Genomic DNA, 19942 nt, shown 5'->3' with positions numbered 1-19942 from the left:
AACATTAACTAACCAACCAAACATGAAACGGAACTATTGTTCCGCTACAATAATTTTCCAGTTCGCATCTGCTTTTTTCTGCAATTCTGCTGAACCTTCTTCATTCCATTTTTCTAAGGTGTCTCCACCAAGACCGTCATAGAATAAGTATAATTTGTTATCAATAATCTGAAAAGATTTCGGATTAACACTTACTTTTTTTCCTTTTACACCGATCGCATAAGCGCAGTATCCGCCATATTGAGGGATATATCGCTCTGGATCTTTTTGAAATTTTAAACGGTTTTCTTCCGAAGTAAAAAGATACTTCACGTCCTTATGTGAAGCTTCAATTTTTTTGTCTCCTTTAACCGCCTCGTTACTAAAATAAGCGACCACATCATAGCCTTCAGCGGCAAATCCTTTTTTCAGATTTACATGGTTCTGTCCGAAGAGCGTCACCGTAAAAAGCAATACGATACTAGCGATTATATATTTCATTTTATAATTTATAGCGTTGTAGTCGGAGGAGCATTAAAAACCTTACAACTTATTTACATAAAATTAGTTACTTCAGGATACGGGATCAAGGAGCCAATTAAAAGTGCAATGCTGTCCTTCACAATAAGCGTGATACTTACTAAAATTACTACCACTAAGATCGCCACCGAAAGATTATTTTTTTGAATTTCCTTAAATTCATTTGTTCCTTTGGTTAACACCGAAAAGAGTAAGAAAACGGCTGCATTTATAAGAACGGCCATCACAAAACCAATAAAGAGGTACAGCCCAGAATATTGTGCAATGCTTGCCATATCAATGCTGTCTCCTTGGCGCATGGAAAGACGGATCATATTTGTTATTGAAGGAACAATTTCACTTAAAATAAGACCAATTGACAAAACGATCCCTGAGGTAAATACCGTAAAAGCCATATTGTTACCTGCAACATCAAATGATTTGAAGAAAAGCTGTTTTAAAATTTTATAGGATATAAAAATGATCACGACAGCGATGATGAGAGCTAGAATAATTTCTACTAGGGCGAGGGTGAATAGTTGTGAGTTCATAAGTGTTATTTACTGGTTAATACCACATTCCAATGGTTTAGGTCGGTCATGGCATAGGGAAGTTTGCCAAAGGGGTGTCCTAAGGCGGTGGTTTCCCAAACCACATATTTTTTACCGTTATATAATTTGTACGAACCTGTTCCGGGAATGTTCAGGCCAATAATAGAATGGAGATATTCATTGCTGTTTAATATGGCTACATCATAGCCAAAATAGTTTAAAATACTGTAGATTAACACTGTTCGTGTATCGCAATCACCTTTTAAGTTTTGTAAAAATGAAACTTGATTTTGCACTCCATACGTAATACCGCCTATACAGCAATCAGGACATTTTTCAAGGACGCGTCTTATAGAAAGTTCATAATTTTCTGGTGACAGACAAGCTGCTTCAAAAACAAAAGAATACGGTATATCTTGAATACAACTCACCACCATATCTGCGAATTCCATCTCATTGAGTTGTTTTTCGCGATTAATTTGCTCAAAAGTTTCCATCACCAGATCAAGACTCGGAGCATTTGTCTTGTCCATCTCAAGATATAATTGTCCCCAATAACTCAATTCTCGTTTGGGAGCAAATTTGTTTTGTAGGCCTTTGAGTCGCTGATAATCACGATCGCGAACCACAAGATCACCTGTGTATGTTTTTCCGAAGTTATCACGCCAGATGCGATGGCTTTTATATACTACTAATGTGTCATTCTGTTCAATTCGGCTATCAATAACTACACCTTCTTCAGCCGTTGGAAGCGCGATATCACCATCAGCATAAAACAGGGAGTTTAAAAAAGAAAGTCCTAGAACGACGATAAAAAAGAAAACGGCGAGTGATGCTAACGTTTTAAAAATCGCGTTGGTTGCTGGCTTTCCTAAAATCTTAAAACTTAAAAGTAGTGAGAAAACGATTGCAACTCCAAGTGTTAACCACGATGAAAGCGCGAAAACAAATTTAAAAAAACCAAAACTGAATAATGTAAGAAGCACAGGAAGCACAATCCATAAGCATCCATTATTTTGTTTTTTTGGCACGTTCACTAGTCAACCATTAAATTACATCCACGAATATCGCTGGTGTCAAATCTACCTAAAATTTCAAAACTACCATTAGGATGTACTTTCCCAAGGTCTTGCGTAGCTATAAATGAGCAGGAGTTTAAATTTGCCAGATCAATCACGTTAATACCGCCGGTTTTGCCTTGAACCAAGGTAAGCGCATCTTCGGGATCACGGGTTAGAATTTTGAGCCACGACGGACAAGTAAACAAGCCATTACCTGTAGAATAGGCCTGTGAAAGCATTTCGGTCATTCCGTATTCACTGTGTATTGTAGATACTCCAAACCCTCTTTTTAATACGGCGTGAAGTTCTTCTTTGATCATTTCTTTACGCTTTCCTTTCATGCCACCAGTCTCCATCACTATCGTATGTTTTAATTGAAAGTTATGTGTTTCGATCAGGTCTAACAATGCATATGAAACACCAATAAGCAATACTTTTTTGTTTTGTTGATCTAACGCCTGAAGCTTTTTTGCCAAGGTGCCTAATTGATCAAGATAGAAGCCGCTATTGAGGTTTTCGGAGGCGCCAATAAGGTCGTCAACCATATAAACGAGTGAAGATCCTGTACGTTCCAGATACGACGGTAAGAGCGCCAAAATGGTTAGGTCTTTTGGATCTCCATAGTATTGTTTAAAAGTGCTTCGGAAACTTTCTCGGTATAAAGATTCGTCGGTGATATAATGTTTGCTCATGGTACTTCCGGTAGTGCCGCTACTTGTAAAGATGGTCGTTGCTGTTTGTCCTTCTGGGATCACCGAATACGTTTTAAAAAAAGTAATTGGCAAAAACGGAATGTCTTCTAATTTGTCTACAACTTTCGGGTTTACGCCCAAAAGATCACAGTATTTTCGGTAGGGAACAGTATGTGTATATTGAAACCGAAACGTAGCAAGTGCGGCGGCCAAAAAGTCTTCCGAAGAGGAAATAGAAAAGATCTGTTCTTTGAGCATAGCTGAGTTCCGAAGTATTGCGTCAAAAATAGGTAATAAAAAAAGCCTCTTCAAAAAAAGAGGCTTTAAAAGTTGTATTGTTAAAAGCTTATTTGATGATCAACTTTTTTGTTGTAGTTGCACCAGCCTGCGTGATCTTTACGATGTACAGTCCGCTGTTAAGCTCAGAAATTTGAAGTCTGTCACCAGCGATCGTTGTGTTGATCACTTGCTTTCCAAGAACGTCATAGATCGCGATGTTCTTATCACCAGCAAGTTTTGAAGTGATGTTTACAAAACCTTGTGTAGCAGGGTTTGGATAGAGAGTGAAAGCACTATCATTTACATCATTTACACCTAAGCTTCCAGAAAATTCGATGTTGTCGAAGTAAAATACTTCTCCACCAGCGTTCATTCTAGATTCGATCACTAATTGTACAGTAGCGTCAGTAGGAAGTGCAGCAGTAACTGTTTGCCACTCTAATTGATATTCCATAGTACCAGCATCAAACGGAACTAGATCGTCAAGATCCATTCCTGTAGAGTTAAAAAGATCGATCTCGGTAGCGTTTGTAATGTCCTTTACATAAATACGTAATCTGTCTGATCCAGATTCATTTAATGTACCGTCACCTTCATAATTTCCGTTGGTTGGAGTATCATTGATAGACAATAAAAAGTCTAAAGAAATACTAGCAGTACCAACGCCAGTTAAGTCTACCTGGTCAAATTCCATGATAAAATTTCCATCGGCATCACTTACTTGATATCCTTGAACACCATCTGTAAAACCAAGTTCTGATGATGGTTGAAAAGTTGTTACACCTACAAAGTCACCATCAGTAAGACCAACATCAGGAGTGTCATATGGCTCGTAACGTGCGTTTACACCTAGTTCAATAGCACCATTTTGGTCAACTGGTGTTTGCATTGGGTTATTTACTAGATCATGAGCAACACTAGCATCACCAGTGTCAAAATATTTGTCACTATTTGTACCCATTACAATCGGTTCTTCTTCAAAACTCGTGTAAGCAACCTGGGCAAAAGAGGCAGCACCTACAAAAAGAGCTGCTAAAAAAGTAATTTTTTTCATTACAAAATTGTTTATTAAATTAGGGTGCAAAGGTAGATAAAAATGAAGTATTTGTGACGTTTAAACTTTGGTTTTTTTGAAGCATAACGTAAGCTTAACGGTGGTTGCCGCCTTAAGGTTAGGGAAAGAGAACTAGAATGTTACCCTATCGTTAACAATTCAAACTTCAAGCTTGTGTGCATTCAAAATTAAGTATATTTATGCCGTTAAAAGATTCGACTTGATGAAGAAAAAAGACACAAAAATATTGTTGGTTGATGATGAGCCGGATATTTTAGAGATTGTAGGATATAACCTTTCTTCGGAAGGATACCAGGTGATCACGGCCGAAAATGGAGCCATGGCGGTTACCAAGGCCAAAAAACATAAACCTCACCTTATTATTTTAGATGTGATGATGCCTGAAATGGATGGGATCGAGGCCTGTGAAAAAATACGTGCCATTCCTGAACTTTCCGAAACCGTTATTACTTTTTTAACAGCCAGAGGTGAAGATTACTCGCAGGTTGCCGGTTTTGATGCAGGTGCCGATGACTATATCACGAAACCAATAAAACCAAAACTACTTATTAGTAAAGTAAAAGCGTTATTGAGACGTTTTAAAGAAGGTGACGAAAGTTCATTAAACATGGAACTGGGTAATCTTGTTATTAATCGTGAAGAATATAAGATCATCTTGGCGAATAAAGAGATCATTTTACCACGTAAGGAGTTTGAATTACTAGCGCTTTTAGCTTCTAAACCAGGAAAAGTATTTAAGCGAGAAGATATTCTAGATCGAGTTTGGGGAAATGAAGTGGTTGTTGGTGGTAGAACCATAGATGTGCATATTAGAAAACTTCGGGAAAAAATTGGAGACAAAAAGTTTAAAACGGTGAAGGGTGTAGGTTATAAATTTGTAATTTAGTGCTTTCAGATAGCACTGTAATGCCAGAAAATTTTCGAAAAACATATAAGTTTGCGACCTATACTACATCGTATATTACCTTGTTTCTAACACTCCTTATGGGAGTTTTTTTTTACGTTCAGCAAAATATTAACTATTGGTTTTTAGCTGCCTTTGCAATTATTTGCTTTGTCTTTTCCTTTATTATAATTCAACGTAGAGTAGAGAGACTGATCTACAATCGCATTCAAAAGATATACGATGACGTTACCATACTCGACGCCAAATCTTTAAGTAGAAAACAAATTACTACAGATATGGCAACGCTTACCAAGCAGGTAGAGCGTTTTGCCCAAGATAAGAAGCTGGAAATTGAAACTCTAAAAATTCGAGAAAACTATCGAAAGGAATTTATTGGGAATGTATCTCATGAACTTAAAACCCCTCTTTTTACAGTACAAGGCTATATTTTAACACTACTAGATGGTGCCATGAAAGATAAAGCTGTGCGTAAAAATTATCTAAAACGTGCAAATAAAGGCGTTGAGCGGCTCATCTTTATTGTAAAGGATCTAGATATGATCACGAAGCTAGAAGCGGGTGGTCTTCAACTTAAAAAGGAACGCTTTAACATTATCAAATTAGTTCGAAGTGTATTTGATCTCCTCGAGATGAAGGCTGCTAAGAAAAATATCACGCTTACTTTCGATAGGGATTACGACACGCCTATTCATGTGGTAGCCGACCGCGATCGTATACAGCAGGTTCTTACAAACCTCTTAGTAAATTCGATCAAATACGGAAAAAAAGACGGAACTACAGAGGTGAGTGTTGAACATCTTATTCAAAACAAAGTTATTGTGCGGGTCACCGATAACGGTGAAGGAATTGATAAAATTCATCTTCATCGAATTTTTGAACGTTTTTACCGAGTCGATAAAAGTGGCTCGCGTAAAGAGGGAGGTAGTGGCTTAGGACTTGCTATTGTCAAGCATATTATCGATGCGCATACCGAAAAGATCTATGTTGAAAGTCAGTTAGGTATTGGTTCAGAATTTTCATTCACCATGGAAAAGGCTGAATAATTTTTTGAAATCGGGTTTCGTCTCAAATTTTGGCAATCCGGAATACATAGGAACTTTTCTCAATTTTTCCTTAGTAAATTTACTTTGCTTGCAAGAAGGAACCATGCCAAGATCCTTTAACCGCTTTGCGAGATATTTTTGCTCATACTGCCCTGGAGTAGGTATAAAAAAAGCCTTTTTGTTTAGAGAAGCCAAATCCATGATCGTGGTATACCCAGAACGTGATACAACCAGATCACTAGAGAGAATTGCTTCTTTTAAAGCAGCCGATTGCAGAAAATTTACGCAAATGATCCCATTGATGACCTCATAGGTTTGTCGCTCTTCAACCACTCCGCGCACCAAAAGAATGTCTCTGTCATCATCTTTAAAGGCTTCCATCATTTGAAGCTCTAATATGCTGCGTTGTGGTTCAGGACCTGATAGTAAGATCAAGAGATCATACTTCTTTTCCGAGATCTCTTTTTTTACTTCGGAAGTAAAACGACTCAAAGGCCCTAAATAATTTACCTCAAATGGCAATTGCGCCGGATGACCCAATTCGCCACTCAAATTTATATTTCCAGCTACATCAGGAACCCAACAAGCATCAAACTTTTTAATGATTCTTTGATGTAATTTTGTGCTGATCTTCGATGTTTTGCCGCTAAATACCTGCAATTGATGTGTGATATATACCGAAGGCACACGCGTACTGTAAACTCCGAGTCGGTTGTCGCTTATAATTCCATCAATTCTTCCCTGAGAAACTAGTTTAGCAATTTGGTTTTCTTCGGAAATCATCGCTTTTTTAATGTGCGGAAACTGGGTAAGCAGTTTCATTGCAAACCAATTTCCTTTTTCAGGATAGGTGATGTTGTAAGAGGGTAGTTCAATATATTCGAGTTGCGGAAATTCCTTCCGAAGCAAGCTTAAGGCAGCCCCGTCGCTACCAATCAAGACGTCAAAGTCTTGCGTCAAAAGCGCTTCAATAATTGGAATACACCGAGTTGCATGGCCTAGCCCCCAATGGAGTGGGGCAACCAAGATGGTTTTACGCTTCAACATAAAACAAAGGTAACAATAATTGCTGCCGTCCCATATTTCCGTAATTTTACCAAATAATTAAATGCAAGCTGCAGTGGGAAGTAAAAATAAATTAAAGCGCTTTAAAGAAAACGAAACTTTTGTCAATGTAATTCAACCAACTCGCGAAGAGGCAGTGAATAATACGCTTGACTTAAAAGGAAACTGGCAAAGCCATTTTTTTAAAAATACCAATCCAATTGTCCTTGAATTAGGCTGCGGGAAGGGAGAATATGCAGTTAATCTCGCAAAAGCATATCCCGAAAAGAATTTTTTAGGAGTTGATATAAAGGGAGCTAGATTTTGGCGAGGTGCCAAAACAGCCTTAGAAGAAGACCTTAACAATGTGGGGTTTCTTCGAACTCAAATTGAGTTGATCGATCACTTTTTTGAGCCTAATGAGGTAGATGAGATCTGGATCACTTTTCCAGACCCACAGATAAAATATAAGCGTACTAAACATAGATTAACGAATACAGCGTTTTTAGCTAAATACAAGCAGATCTTAAAACCAACAGGGATAGTTCATTTAAAAACCGACAGTGAATTTATGCACGGATATACCTTAGGGTTGTTACACGGACTTGGGGAAACCATTGAATATGCGCATCACGACGTTTACGGAAGTGAAGGAGCACCTCCAGAGGTTACAGGTATTCAAACTTTTTATGAACAACAGTATTTGGCCCAAAATAAGAAGATCACCTATATACAGTTTCGTTTCCGTTAGGGATAAAATACGTATCTTCACATAGCAACCGCTATTTATGTCTTTGATCCTCAACTTTATTATTGGTTTTATAGCCGCATTTGTAGGTGTTATTCCTCCTGGTTTACTCAATATGTCGGCTGCTAAAATTAGCATGAGCAGTGGGCGCAAGCAAGCCACATTATTCTCTTTAGGGGTCTGTGCAACGGTTATGTTGCAAACCTATGCGGCACTAATAGCGGCACGTTATCTCGATAAAAACCCCGATATCATTGATGTACTTCAAAAAGTTGCATTAGGTATTTTTATCTGCCTTACCGTTTATTTTCTGTTTATCGCAAAAGACACTCGGAGAGAATTACCCAAAAAAAATATGAATCGCTCTAAAAAGAGTCGGTTTTTTTCTGGAATGTTTGTCGCAGCACTCAATCTCCTACCTTTACCTTATTGGGTTTATATAAGTGTTACTTTTTCAGTTTTTGGTTGGTTTTCGTTTGGTCAAACAGATCTTTTAATGGCAGTAATTGCTTCCGGACTGGGAACATTTGTTATGCTTGTGTTATATATTCAATTTTTTAAGCGCAAGGATAATAAACCAGTTTTTAAGATCAATATGAATTATATTATTGGCCTTATTACAGCTGTGATCGCCATTATCACCTTAATGAAAATTTTAAATAATTTATAATGGCTGCTGAAGGTTTTTTTGACAAGGTATATGATGTCGCCAAATTGATTCCCTACGGTCGCGTCACTAGCTATGGAGCTATTGCAAAGTATCTTGGGGCGGCCCAAAGCGCTCGTATGGTAGGCTGGGCTATGAATGCCAGCAGCAGACAAGAGGACGTTCCGGCGCATCGCGTAGTAAACAGAAAAGGTTTGCTAACTGGGAAACATCATTTTGATGGCACCAATCTTATGCAGCAGTTATTAGAATCGGAAGGTGTTGAGGTTGTTGAAAATCAAATACAACAGTTTGAAACGCTCTTTTGGGATCCGATGAAGGAGTTATAGTGTTCATTAAAAAGTCATTACTTAAAAAAGAAACCACTCCTCTTCAAATATGGTTCTTCGATCTTCAGCCTTCTAACTCGCAAATTCGCTAAGACGTAAAATTAGTTTATTTCAAATGCGTAGTTTTTTAAACACGCAACACCCAACATTTAGCTTATTCAGCCATCAATCATTTCAATGCATCTCCTTTCCGTTTCCGAAGTTTTCAAAGTATATTTGCACCTTAGAATGAATCTATATTAGGCGTACCGTTATATGAAATTAAACAAACAGGATATCCTCAAAGCTTTAGAACAGATCACCGTTGCGGGTGAAGGTAAAAACATGGTTGAAAGTGGTGCCGTTACTAATGTAATGACTTTCGCTGATGAAGTGGTGATCGACCTAAAATTAAGTACTCCAGCGTTACATATTAAGAAACGCGCCGAAGCCGATATAATCAAGACTATAAAAGAACAGGTCTATGCCGATGCGAAAGTACAGGTAAATATTAAAGTTGAAGCCCCGGCCAAACCCGAAAACCCGAATATGATCAAAGGAAAAGCTATTCCAGGGATTAAAAATATCGTTGCGGTAGCTTCGGGAAAAGGCGGTGTAGGTAAATCAACTGTCACGGCAAATCTGGCAGTGACCTTAGCCAAAATGGGCTTTAAAGTTGGGATCTTAGATGCCGATATTTATGGACCCTCTATTCCTATCATGTTCGATGTGGCTATGGAAAAACCATTATCTGTTACCGTTGACGGAAAAAGCAAAATGAAACCTGTCGAAAATTACGGCGTAAAGATTTTGTCTATAGGTTTCTTTACTAAACCAGATCAAGCGGTAATTTGGCGCGGTCCCATGGCAGCAAAAGCATTGAACCAATTGATCTTTGATGCCGCTTGGGGTGAATTGGATTTTATGTTATTAGATCTCCCTCCGGGTACGGGTGATATTCACCTAAGTATTATGCAATCATTGCCCATTACAGGTGCAGTAGTGGTAAGTACACCACAAACGGTAGCTCTGGCTGATGCCCGTAAAGGTGTGGCCATGTTTCAACAAGAAAACATTGATGTTCCTGTTTTAGGAATTATAGAAAATATGGCATATTTCACGCCAGCTGAACTTCCCGACAATAAATACTATATCTTCGGAAAAGAAGGAGCAAAAAATCTCGCTGAGGATCTACAAGTCCGATTTTTAGGTGATATTCCTTTAGTGCAAAGTATCCGTGAAGCCGGAGATGCAGGTCACCCGGCGGCCTTGCAAACTGCAACAGCCATAGAAAAAGCATTTGAAACGATCACCAAGAACGTAGTAGAAGAAACGGTAAGGCGTAACGAAAACTTGCCCCCTACGGAGGCCATTAAAATTACGACCATGGCTGGTTGCAGTGCCGTAAAAAAATAATATGACAGCAGAAGAGTTAAAAGCAAAAGTAGAGATAGCACTTGATGAGATTCGTCCGTTTTTACAAAGCGATGGCGGTGACATTTCCTTGTTATCCATTGAAGATGGTACGATCGTGCGGGTGCAATTGCAAGGTGCATGTGTAGGCTGTTCGGTGAATCAAATGACACTAAAGAGCGGTGTTGAAATGACCATCAAAAAGTATGCGCCTCAAATAGAACGAGTGATCAATGTAGAAGGTTGATTTTTTGGGCGTGCCCACGTCTACGACGTGGTCGGGTCTTCGGCAGTCGCTCTCTTCGAGGAGCTTCAACAGTGCCTCAACCCCTGCCCGAAAATAGCGTTCGGTACAGATGGACCTCACGCAGCGCTGGCTTTACATATGACGTTTGTCATAAAATGACCCAGCGAGAATACCGAACTTTGTAGTGCTCGTTCTTGAGTGTTAATAGAATACAAACCATAAAATAGTACCCGTATCATAGGGAAATATATATGATAAAGACAGATATTCTTATAATTGGTGCCGGTCCTACGGGCCTTTTTACCGTTTTTGAAGCCGGATTACTAAAACTTAAATGTCATCTTATTGATGCCTTGCCACAATCTGGCGGACAATGCAGTGAGATCTATCCCAAAAAACCTATTTACGATATCCCAGCCTTTCCCGAAATTCTAGCGGGTGATCTTGTTAACAACCTAATGAAACAGATCGAACCGTTTCAACCAGGTTTTACTCTGGGCGAACGCGCACAGACCATTGAAAAACTGGAAGATGGGAGCTTTGTTGTCACTACAAACAAAGGAACGCAACACCAGGCGCCTATTGTTGCTATTGCTGGCGGACTAGGGAGTTTTGAACCTAGAAAACCACCTATTGTAGATATAGCCAAATTTGAAGATAAGGGCGTAGAATATATGATACGTGAACCTGAATTGTATCGGAACAAAAGTGTTGTTATTGCCGGAGGTGGAGATTCTGCCTTAGATTGGAGTATTTTTTTGGCAGATGTAGCTAGCAGTGTTACCCTTGTGCATCGCAGAAATGAATTTAGAGGGGCTTTAGACAGCGTAGAAAAGGTTCAGGAACTAAAGAATTCTGGGAAGATCAAGTTGATCACACCTGCTGAAGTTGTTGGCTTGATAGGGGAAACAAAAATTGAAGGTGTAAGTATTAAGCGAGATGCCAAGGTATTTAATGAACCCTGTGATCACTTTATACCTTTATTTGGCTTATCTCCAAAATTAGGACCTATTGCAGATTGGGGATTGGAGATCGAAAAGAATGCTATTAAGGTTGATAATACCTTAGATTATCAAACCAATATTCCTGGGATTTATGCAATTGGCGATGTAAATACATATCCAGGGAAATTGAAATTGATCTTATGTGGTTTTCATGAAGCTACTTTGATGTGTCAAAGTGCGTATCAGCGAATCTTTCCTGATAAACGCTACGTAATGAAATACACTACTGTAGGTGGTGTTGAAGGCTTTGATGGAACCAAAAAGGAAGCGCCAAAGGCGGTAGTAAAATCTATTGATTAACTAGCGAGTATGACGAGTCTCGCGTGAAGGATTGAGGCGGCATCCCCCGCCAAAGGAACGACGGGCGGGGATACAGCCGAAAGCCTGGTGCCGAAAGGTACACGCCCAAAATAAAAATATGGAACAGGATATAAACATAACCATTATTGATCGCGAAGGAGCCATCCATGAGGTGATTGCTCCAACAGATATGAATATGAATTTGATGGAGGTGATCCGTTCGTATGAACTCGCTCCGGAAGGAACAATTGGTATTTGCGGTGGGATGGCAATGTGCGCTTCCTGTCAATGTTATGTGTTAAGCGACACAGAACTTCCAGAAATGGGTTATGACGAAGATGCTATGCTTGCGGAAGCGTTTAATGTTAAAGAAAATAGCAGATTGGGATGTCAGATTCATATTCATCCTGAGCTCGACGGACTCAAAGTTGAGATCGCCCCCGAAGTGTAATTAGTAGTTTTGTTATGTTTTATAAGAGCTTAAAGGTTGCGGACCTTCAAGCAGTACGCGTATTACTTTAAGCGTGCCGTCTTCAGTGGTGGATATTTGCCATTTGATCAAAGAAATAGCTCCATTTTCAATTTCTAGTCCGGTAATGCTTCTTGGATGCACGCAGCTTCCATCGTTAAAATAGGCGATATCTCCAGGCTCCGGAAAACGCGGTCTGTGCGTATGCCCAGTGATGGTGAAAATATTGTTATTGTCGGTGATCCACTTTTTTGTACGCCGCTCTACTTTGATCAATTCGTGAAAATTCTTGGCCGGACTTGTAGGGTCGCTAATACCAACCACTTGAAGTTGCCGCCACAGCGCTCTTACCATAAAACGGTTAAATTTCCATCCGCGGTAATTCATCCAATCGGCTTGATGTCCATGCATCATAAAAATCTCTTGTTCTGTTGTCTCGTGTTTTAGAATAAGACCTTCTGAAAATTTTATATTTGGAAATAGGGGTGTTGGTTCACCATTAACTTTGTTGAAATACGAAAATAAATGTTTTTCTACGTAGCGTTCATTGCGGTAGACCATATCGTGGTTGCCGAGTAGGCGATATAATCTTCCTTCATTAAAAAAAAGCTGCATAAGATCAAACACATTTTTATGTGCCTCTAAAATGGACTTAAACTCTCGGTTTTCCCAAAGTTCGTCGCCATCGCCCAATTCGCAATACGTGAATTTTTCTTGATAATAATGCTTTAGTGCGTGAAAATAGATGTTTCTATTGTTGGCAAATTCGTCGGCAAAACTATTGTCACCTCGATGGCAATCGCTAAAGATCACAAATTTTGAATCATCATTAAAGGAGATCCGTCGGGCCTTTTGGTAGGCTCTTGATATTCGGGATGATGAAGACATGAGTTTTCTTTTTTTAAAGATACAATTTGCTGTGCGTTCAACACAAATGGAAACAAAAAAACCTCTAATGAGAATTAGAGGTTTTAGATAATTTAACTACTGTCTACTTAAAAGCGTTTAAGCCTGTAATATCCAGTCCGGTGATTAATAAGTGTATGTCGTGAGTACCTTCATAGGTGATCACACTTTCTAGGTTCATTGAGTGTCGCATGATGCTATATTCACCTGTGATTCCCATTCCCCCTAACATCTGACGCGCTTCTCGTGCGATGTTGATAGCCATGTCAACGTTGTTTCTTTTAGCCATCGAGATCTGTGCACTTGTTGCTTTTTCTTCATTACGCAGCACACCAAGACGCCAAGTTAATAGTTGTGCTTTGGTGATTTCTGTGATCATTTCGGCTAATTTTTTTTGCTGAAGCTGAAACTGACCAATGGGCTTACCAAACTGAATACGCTCTTTAGAATAACGAAGGGCAGTATCGTAGCAATCCATTGCGGCGCCAATTGCACCCCAGGCAATTCCGAAGCGTGCCGAGTCTAGACACCCTAATGGTGCTCCTAAGCCCGATTTGTTCGGGAGTAAGTTTTCTTTAGGAACTTTTACATTATCAAAGATAAGTTCTCCTGTAGAAGAAGCGCGAAGTGACCACTTATTGTGAGTTTCGGGAGTGCTAAAGCCTTCCATCCCTCTTTCAACTAACAGTCCGTGAATACGTCCAGTTTCATCTTTTGCCCAAACAACAGCTACCTGACAAAAAGGAGCATTTGAGATCCACATTTTGGCTCCGTTCAATAGGTAATGATCGCCCATATCTTTGAAGTTGGTGGTCATTCCTCCAGGATTACTTCCGTGATCCGGTTCTGTAAGTCCGAAAGATCCCATCCATTCGCCACTGGCCAATTTTGGAAGGAATTTTTGTCGTTGTGCTTCATTTCCGTATTTCCAGATAGGATACATTACTAAAGAAGACTGTACGGATGCAGTACTTCGCACACCGCTATCTCCTCGTTCAATTTCCTGCATGATAAGACCATATGAGATCTGATCAAGCCCAGCACCACCATATTCTTCAGGAATATAAGGGCCGAAAGCACCAATTTCTGCAAGACCGCCAATAATTTGTTTAGGAAATTCTGCACGTTGCGCGTAGTCTTCAATAATAGGAGAGACATCACGCTTCACCCATTCACGAGCTGCATCACGCACTAATTTGTGTTCTTCGGAAAGTAAATCGTCGAGATTGTAATAATCGGGAGCTTCAAAAAGATCTGGTTTCATAAGGATTTTAAGATAAAATATGAGCTATTAAGCGCTATTTAATACGGGTAGCAAAAATAACTTTTACTACCCATATGTGAATAATTTTTAGGTATTAATTCGCAATTAATTTATAAGATCTGGCAGCGCCATTTATGGTTACATCCATAAAATAGAGTCCGCTAGAAATTTCTGAAAGTTCAATTTCTGAAGTCAGACTACCAATATTTTTAGTGAGTACTGCTTTCCCTAGGGTGTCGTAAATTGTAATGGTGTCAATGGGAACAGAGGCTTGCAAGAAAATGCTTCCTTGTGTTGGATTTGGATAGAATTGGAACGTTTCAAAGTTTGATTCTTCTATACCCAATTCGGTTCGCTTTGTTACTGGGCCAACCCAATTGCTATTAAAATCGGCGTCACAAACAGATCGAACATAAAAGCTGTAAAAGCTATTATCTGTAAGATTGTCTATGGTTTCTTGGGTGTCAAATACGGGAATAATGGTCTCATCACCTGTGTTTGAAGTTCTACCATACATAACTTCCCATTGTGAAGCAGAACCATTTTCCTGCCATTCAAAATCAACCGAATTATAGGTCTCTCCACTTGCTACAAGATCTGTTGGATCTATACAAATTGATTGATAGCTGTTTCTATTTTGAAGATACATAGACACGGGAATATAACCTTCGCCATTAACGAAAACTGCATCTGGAACGTCTAGTTTAATTTGATGTTGTCCAGCAGTCAATGTCCCCAAATAGATTTCCCGGTTTGGAATTACGTCGCCAGGACACCAGTTATTAAAGTCAAGCCAAGCTCTTGTTGTTCTTGGTGTTGGAGAATAGATACCATTCCCTTGAGTGTTGAATTGTCTGTACGGTTCGCATGATTTTCCACCGGGGATATACTCAAGAATAAGGTCATTATCTAAATATAAAAAGTGGTCTCGACGCTCATATTCCTCACCGCCAGCATTGGCTCCGTGATTTGAAGTAATTAAATATAAGGTAACATCTTCTACCGTTTGATTCAGTGTAAAATCGATGATCTTGGTCGTTTCTCCAGGAACATCGGTTGCGTTGTAGTTATTCAGGTTTTCATCACAGGCAAGCGACATTAAAAAGTTTGGATTTGGATATGTTTGATTAACGTCTACGATCGAATTAAAAACAACGGTACCGTAGAATGTATCAATTCTTCCTGCACATCCAGCAACTTGCTGTTGCGCGGCATACGGCACTCCAAAAACGTCTAATTCAACCCAAATATCAAAATTAGCTCGCAATGCTGTGTCACTAAAGATTTCGGCAGCATTATCTATATTAAAAGAAAAAGGCACCTCGGTTGGCGAATTATTTTTATTCATAAATGGCGTGATAAAACGACCTAATTCAACCCGCTCTACTGCATTGGAATCATAGGTGGTTTGACCAGCCGGCACAAAGGCTAAATACACGCGAGCAATACGGTCGTAATTATCGCAAGCAGCTTTCAGTGTAACATCCATGGTAAGTTTATTGCCAATTGAATTTAATTGTGCTTCCGTAAGCTGAATTGCGTACCGTGAATTGCTATGTCGTAATACTTCCGCAGGAATAGGCTCATATAGATCACCTGCCGGAACAAGCGGCGCGTAGCCATCATAGAAGAGGATGTTGTCAAATACGGTAAGTGAAGAAGTTTGAGCAGTAACATTGACTGCAAAAAGCATTGTTATCACTATAAATAATAGGGATTGAGGTAGTTGTTTTATCATGTCTTGAGAATTTGCCTAAAGATAAGAATTGTGATAGAGTTATTAGGTTATCCGTACCTTTTTAACAGCTATTATCCAAGATTTTTGTCTAAATAGAAGGGGCTAACAATATTTTTATATTCGTTGGTGTATTGATGACGAGCTGTCTCAATAATGAGTGTTTCCATGGTCGGACGAACACGTTTCCTCGAAAAAGCTAGTAGACTTCGTTTTACTTCGGAAGAGGAAGAGCCTTGCACATGGCAGATTCGGTTGGGATACAAGTTATTTTCTGCAGCCAATTTGATAAAATTTTCTTCTTCTTTCTTCGGAAGAATAAGTGCAAAAACACCTGTCTGGCTAAGTAAATGAGCAACACAAACGATTAAATGTTGAAATGGAAGTGCTTCTGTAAAGCGCGCGAGATCGCGTGCGTCATTTTCGGTTTTGTAATCTTCAGAATAGAAGGGCGGATTGCTAATAATAAGATCATAGGTTTCATCTATTTCCGAAGCGTATTCTTGAATAGAGGCGTGATAACAAAACAGGCGGTCAGCCCAAGGGGATTCTTCAAAATTGGAGGTGCACTGTTCGTAAGCTTCATCGTCAATTTCAACAGCGTCAATAGTTTGAGCATTACTTCGTTGCGCAAGTTGTAAAGCGATCAGGCCAGTTCCAGCGCCAATATCAAGAATGGTTTGGGGCTTGTTTTCCAAAGAGATCCAAGCACCTAAAAGCACACCATCTGTTCCAATTTTCATGGCGCATCGGTCCTGAGCGATGGTAAATTCCTTAAAATGAAAGGGCTTAGACATTAGAGGTAGAGTTCGATCAATCCTTCAGGAACGTCGAGAGTGAGTTCTTTCTTTTCTCTGTTTACTTCCTTGATAAAGGAGTCATTTATTGGAATCAAGATCTCAGTGCCATCACGATCAACAATAAAAAGATGTTGTGCTGTGTTATCGTTAACACCAGTGACAAATCCAACAGCCCCAAACGAGAGGTCTGTTACTTTAAAGCCTGTAATTTCGTGATAATAAAATTTATTACCCGTTAATTTTGGGAGTCTATCAAGGGGTAAAAAAAGCTCTTTTCCTATAAGTGCTATTGCGTCCGCTTCATTGCGTACGTCTTCAAATTGAACTCTGAGTAATGAAGATTTGTGTAAGGAGGAGTGTTCAATAAAAAATGGAATCAAATTCTTGTGTAATTCCACAAGAACTGATTCCATCTCTAAAAATTGATCGGGCTCGTCTGTATCGAGTTTGATAAGTAGCTCGCCCTTAAAACTGTACTTTTTTACGATTTTGCCAACGAAGAAACAGTCCTTCTTTTGCATCGTACAACAGTTTATTCGTCTTCTTTTGGAGCTTCTGCTGGTGCAGCAGGAGCTTCTTCCGCAGCTTGTTCAACAGCAGCAACTTCTTCCGAAGCGTCTACGTTTTCAGCTGTTTCAGGAGTCTCTTCGCTTTCAGCAACTACTTCTTCTGCTGGAGCTTCCGCTTCAGTATTAGCAGCAGCACGCGCCTCATTTACCAGTTTTTCAGCAGCTAAGGCTTCAGCTTTCGCTTTTCCTTTAGCATCTGCCAATTTACCTTTTTTAGAATCAACAGACTGTGCTTTCTCTTCTAACCAGGCATTGAATTTTTCTTCAGCTTGTTCTTCGGTTAAAGCACCCTTGCGAACTCCACCAGCTAAATGATTTTTCATCATAACACCTTTATAAGAAAGGATAGCTCGTGCCGTATCTGTAGGCTGCGCTCCGTTTTGAAGCCATTGTACCGCACCATCAACATTGATCTCAATATGTGCAGGGTTAACATTTGGATTATAAACACCTAATTTGTCTAAGTATTTACCATCTCTTTTTGCGCGGGAATCTGCCGCTACGATCCAGTAAAAAGGCTTTCCTTTTTTACCGTGTCTTTGTAATCTAATTTTTACAGGCATAGAATTAATTTTTGGAGTACACGACTCCGGTTATAATTTTTTATAAGTCTGCAAAGATACTATTTATTTCTATTGAAATTCAATACATTAAACTTTTTGTTATATTTGTCCGTAATCATGTAAACCCAAATCAATCATGAAGAAGTATTTATTTGTAATAATCGCAGCGCTAGCCCTCACTAGTTGTGAAGACATTCAAGACAATAACCCTGGATTGCAGGGGCAACTCAACCAAACTTTTTTTAGAGCGAACGATGCGCGAGCAACGGCCAATGATAATGGTAGCTACGTTATTCAAGGCTATACGCAAGACGAAACTCTTACGCTTCGTATTTCGAGCCCTACAAGCGGCATCTACGAATTAGGTGGAGACTCAAAGAATTTTGCATCTTATGAAGATGGCTTCGGTAACATTCGTGTGACAAGCCCTGATGGTGATGGCGAAATAGAAGTGACTCGATGGGATACTTCAGATAAAACCTTAAGTGGATTGTTTCGTTTTACAACATATACAGGGAATGATACCTTAGTGGTACATTCGGGAGTTTTTAATGGTGTCTCTTATGCCGCTGGGCTCAATGAGCCTGCAGATCCTATAGATACTACAGATGATAATGCAGGAACTTTTGTTGCTTCTGTTGACGGAATGTCTTTTAATCCTATTGCAGTAACGGCTGTAGAAGTTGAAGAGAGTATTATTTTAACGGGTGAATCGGCCACTAGTGTTATTACACTTGAGCTGCCGGTTAACGCACAAATTGGTAGCTATGCTTTGCCAAGAAACAGATTTAACGCTACCATCACCGATATCAATGGTACAGAAGAAGTTGAAACTGGAAATATAATTGTTATTGGAAATGATCCCATTACCAGAAAAATTAAAGGAACCTTTTCTTTCGAAACAGAAAATCACTCTGTTACTATCGGGCAGTTTAATGTGAGATACGAGTAGTATTTTCCCAACATATTTTTTAACCCAAGTCTAACGTTAAAGGTTGCTAAAACCCGTTAAGCTTGGGTTAATTTTTTGGCTAAAGCCACTTTTTTCGGTATATTAGGCTATATCGGATAAAGAAAAGGCAAAGCTTCTTGTCTGATGGTTAAAATTTGCTTTGCTACATTTAAACAGAAAAGAAGATGAAGTATACAGAGAAAATGTCGAACAAATTAAACGAACTACTTACCAAAAATTATGATGCCGAAAAGGGTTATAAGAAAGCTGCAGAAATTGTAGACAATGTAAAGTTAAAGCAGTTTTTCGAGAATGAAGCGCAAAAACGATATGATTTCGGACATGAATTAAAATCAGAGATCAGAAATTACGGCGAAACCCCAGATAAGGGAACAAGTTTTACAGGAGATGCACATCGCGCTTGGATGGATATTAAAACCACATTCACTTCAAATGATGAAGAAGCCATTTTAGCGGAAGTAATTAAAGGTGAAAAGGCTGCCGTAGATGAATACACAGATATTATTCATGATACCACGCTACCACCAACAACGAAGAGCATCCTGTCCTCGCATGTGACAAATATTAAAACTGCTTTGCAGAGTGCGCAGAACTTTGAAGTGGTAATGTCATAAATATCACATTCCTATATAGAAGAATTAGACCGTTTGACGACGGTCTTTTTTTATGGATCAATGTGAACAACTTGGCATAACTTTAGCTGGTTTAAAAAGGTGATTTTGCTATTTTTACTTCCTTGTCATCAATGAAAGTTGAAGGCGTAAGGGAATAACACACAATGAAATGATATTGAGTTGTTTAGTTGGTGTTTTTTAAAAGTATTCTA

General features: G+C 39.2%; 23 protein-coding genes. 11 read left to right on the top strand and 12 right to left on the bottom strand.

The genetic code is table 11. The features are described from left to right. Positions 1–33 precede the first annotated feature (33 nt). The 5 genes from ACY2RU_RS04725 to ACY2RU_RS04705 form a co-directional block, all read right to left on the bottom strand. A complete protein-coding gene (locus tag ACY2RU_RS04725) occupies positions 34–480 on the bottom strand; it encodes a YHS domain-containing (seleno)protein (RefSeq protein ID WP_490137251.1) in 447 nt (148 codons plus the stop codon). Positions 481–533: 53 nt separating this feature from the next. Next, the gene (locus tag ACY2RU_RS04720) at positions 534–1049 is read right to left on the bottom strand and encodes a DUF350 domain-containing protein (protein ID WP_490137250.1); all 516 of its coding nucleotides are present in this window, start codon (positions 1047–1049) and stop codon (positions 534–536) included. Between the two features lie 5 nt (positions 1050–1054). Continuing rightward, positions 1055–2080 carry a hypothetical protein gene (locus tag ACY2RU_RS04715; protein WP_490137249.1) on the bottom strand — a complete coding sequence of 342 codons (1026 nt, stop codon included), beginning with the start codon at positions 2078–2080 and terminating at the stop codon, positions 1055–1057. Between the two features lie 5 nt (positions 2081–2085). Next, positions 2086–3060 carry a LuxE/PaaK family acyltransferase gene (locus tag ACY2RU_RS04710; RefSeq protein WP_490137474.1) on the bottom strand — a complete coding sequence of 325 codons (975 nt, stop codon included), beginning with the start codon at positions 3058–3060 and terminating at the stop codon, positions 2086–2088. An 88-nt stretch (positions 3061–3148) separates the two neighbouring features. Continuing rightward, entirely contained in the window at positions 3149–4135 is a 987-nt protein-coding gene (locus ACY2RU_RS04705) for a T9SS type A sorting domain-containing protein (RefSeq protein ID WP_490137248.1), read from the bottom strand. 223 nt (positions 4136–4358) lie between these two features. On the opposite strand from ACY2RU_RS04705, the gene ACY2RU_RS04700 reads away from it, so the two are divergent. Then, positions 4359–5042, top strand: a complete 684-nt coding sequence (locus ACY2RU_RS04700) for a response regulator transcription factor (RefSeq protein ID WP_490137247.1) — start codon at positions 4359–4361, stop codon at positions 5040–5042. A 20-nt stretch (positions 5043–5062) separates the two neighbouring features. After that, positions 5063–6106: a sensor histidine kinase gene (locus ACY2RU_RS04695; RefSeq protein ID WP_490137246.1), complete on the top strand. Its 1044-nt coding sequence runs from the start codon at positions 5063–5065 to the stop codon at positions 6104–6106. Here ACY2RU_RS04695 and ACY2RU_RS04690 read toward each other — a convergent pair. Beyond that, positions 6080–7153: a glycosyltransferase gene (locus tag ACY2RU_RS04690; RefSeq protein ID WP_490137245.1), complete on the bottom strand. Its 1074-nt coding sequence runs from the start codon at positions 7151–7153 to the stop codon at positions 6080–6082. The two genes, ACY2RU_RS04695 and ACY2RU_RS04690, sit on opposite strands and share 27 nt — an antisense overlap. A 73-nt stretch (positions 7154–7226) precedes the next feature. Between ACY2RU_RS04690 and trmB the strand changes: the two genes are divergently transcribed. The 7 genes from trmB (at position 7227) to ACY2RU_RS04655 (ending at position 12288) form a co-directional block, all read left to right on the top strand. Continuing rightward, positions 7227–7901, top strand: coding sequence for a tRNA (guanosine(46)-N7)-methyltransferase TrmB (gene trmB, locus ACY2RU_RS04685; RefSeq protein ID WP_490137473.1), 675 nt, complete (start codon positions 7227–7229; stop codon positions 7899–7901). Between the two features lie 37 nt (positions 7902–7938). After that, positions 7939–8568 (top strand): lysine transporter LysE, encoded by a 630-nt coding sequence (locus ACY2RU_RS04680; RefSeq protein WP_490137244.1) that lies wholly within the window; start codon positions 7939–7941, stop codon positions 8566–8568. Then, entirely contained in the window at positions 8568–8894 is a 327-nt protein-coding gene (locus tag ACY2RU_RS04675) for an MGMT family protein (protein ID WP_490137243.1), read from the top strand. The genes ACY2RU_RS04680 and ACY2RU_RS04675 overlap by 1 nt, the downstream gene beginning before the upstream one ends. Positions 8895–9149: 255 nt before the next feature. Then, the gene (locus tag ACY2RU_RS04670) at positions 9150–10289 is read left to right on the top strand and encodes an Mrp/NBP35 family ATP-binding protein (protein ID WP_490137242.1); all 1140 of its coding nucleotides are present in this window, start codon (positions 9150–9152) and stop codon (positions 10287–10289) included. Position 10290: 1 nt separating this feature from the next. Then, positions 10291–10533, top strand: coding sequence for a NifU family protein (locus ACY2RU_RS04665; protein ID WP_490137241.1), 243 nt, complete (start codon positions 10291–10293; stop codon positions 10531–10533). Between the two features lie 251 nt (positions 10534–10784). Continuing rightward, positions 10785–11837 carry an NAD(P)/FAD-dependent oxidoreductase gene (locus ACY2RU_RS04660; protein ID WP_490137240.1) on the top strand — a complete coding sequence of 351 codons (1053 nt, stop codon included), beginning with the start codon at positions 10785–10787 and terminating at the stop codon, positions 11835–11837. A gap of 118 nt (positions 11838–11955) precedes the next feature. Beyond that, positions 11956–12288: a 2Fe-2S iron-sulfur cluster-binding family protein gene (locus ACY2RU_RS04655; protein ID WP_490137239.1), complete on the top strand. Its 333-nt coding sequence runs from the start codon at positions 11956–11958 to the stop codon at positions 12286–12288. Between the two features lie 12 nt (positions 12289–12300). On the opposite strand, the gene ACY2RU_RS04650 is transcribed toward ACY2RU_RS04655, so the two are convergent. The 6 genes from ACY2RU_RS04650 to ACY2RU_RS04625 form a co-directional block, all read right to left on the bottom strand. Beyond that, the gene (locus ACY2RU_RS04650; protein WP_490137238.1) at positions 12301–13194 is read right to left on the bottom strand and encodes a metallophosphoesterase; all 894 of its coding nucleotides are present in this window, start codon (positions 13192–13194) and stop codon (positions 12301–12303) included. 103 nt (positions 13195–13297) lie between these two features. Then, positions 13298–14476 carry an acyl-CoA dehydrogenase family protein gene (locus ACY2RU_RS04645; protein ID WP_490137237.1) on the bottom strand — a complete coding sequence of 393 codons (1179 nt, stop codon included), beginning with the start codon at positions 14474–14476 and terminating at the stop codon, positions 13298–13300. Positions 14477–14570: 94 nt separating this feature from the next. After that, a complete protein-coding gene (locus tag ACY2RU_RS04640) occupies positions 14571–16214 on the bottom strand; it encodes a peptide-N-glycosidase F-related protein (protein WP_490137236.1) in 1644 nt (547 codons plus the stop codon). Positions 16215–16285: 71 nt separating this feature from the next. Then, complete coding sequence (locus ACY2RU_RS04635) at positions 16286–17008, bottom strand: tRNA1(Val) (adenine(37)-N6)-methyltransferase (RefSeq protein WP_490137235.1); 723 nt, start codon at positions 17006–17008, stop codon at positions 16286–16288. Beyond that, entirely contained in the window at positions 17008–17532 is a 525-nt protein-coding gene (rimM, locus tag ACY2RU_RS04630; protein ID WP_490137234.1) for a ribosome maturation factor RimM, read from the bottom strand. Before rimM ends, ACY2RU_RS04635 begins: the two co-directional genes overlap by 1 nt. Before the next feature lie 11 nt (positions 17533–17543). Next, entirely contained in the window at positions 17544–18143 is a 600-nt protein-coding gene (locus ACY2RU_RS04625; RefSeq protein WP_490137233.1) for a 30S ribosomal protein S16, read from the bottom strand. Positions 18144–18279: 136 nt separating this feature from the next. Here ACY2RU_RS04625 and ACY2RU_RS04620 point away from each other — a divergent pair, with 136 nt between their 5' ends. Together ACY2RU_RS04620 and ACY2RU_RS04615 are read left to right on the top strand one after the other, a co-directional pair. Next, complete coding sequence (locus tag ACY2RU_RS04620; protein ID WP_490137232.1) at positions 18280–19095, top strand: DUF6252 domain-containing protein; 816 nt, start codon at positions 18280–18282, stop codon at positions 19093–19095. Positions 19096–19280: 185 nt separating this feature from the next. Next, positions 19281–19730 carry a ferritin-like domain-containing protein gene (locus ACY2RU_RS04615; RefSeq protein WP_490137231.1) on the top strand — a complete coding sequence of 150 codons (450 nt, stop codon included), beginning with the start codon at positions 19281–19283 and terminating at the stop codon, positions 19728–19730. Positions 19731–19942 lie beyond the last annotated feature (212 nt).

It is taken from the genome of Ulvibacter sp. 2305UL32-6 (assembly GCF_058148545.1).
Note: the sequence above shows the minus strand (reverse complement) of the source record. Positions and strands in the feature narration are given on the sequence as shown.